The organism is Siccibacter turicensis LMG 23730 (assembly GCF_000463155.2).
Taxonomy (GTDB): domain Bacteria; phylum Pseudomonadota; class Gammaproteobacteria; order Enterobacterales; family Enterobacteriaceae; genus Siccibacter; species Siccibacter turicensis.
In genome coordinates this window covers 1-328 of sequence record NZ_AWFZ01000004.1, presented here as the reverse complement: position 1 = coordinate 328, position 328 = coordinate 1, and the positions used below count along the sequence as shown (strand labels likewise).

Here is a 328-nt window from a genome sequence, read left to right as displayed (position 1 = left end):
GTAGAGGGGGGTAGAATTCCAGGTGTAGCGGTGAAATGCGTAGAGATCTGGAGGAATACCGGTGGCGAAGGCGGCCCCCTGGACAAAGACTGACGCTCAGGTGCGAAAGCGTGGGGAGCAAACAGGATTAGATACCCTGGTAGTCCACGCCGTAAACGATGTCGACTTGGAGGTTGTTCCCTTGAGGAGTGGCTTCCGGAGCTAACGCGTTAAGTCGACCGCCTGGGGAGTACGGCCGCAAGGTTAAAACTCAAATGAATTGACGGGGGCCCGCACAAGCGGTGGAGCATGTGGTTTAATTCGATGCAACGCGAAGAACCTTACCTGG

General features: G+C 55.8%; 1 rRNA gene. It reads left to right on the top strand.

The features are described 5' to 3' along the window. A 16S ribosomal RNA gene (locus tag DW58_RS00765) occupies window positions 1-328 on the top strand; the annotation flags it as partial.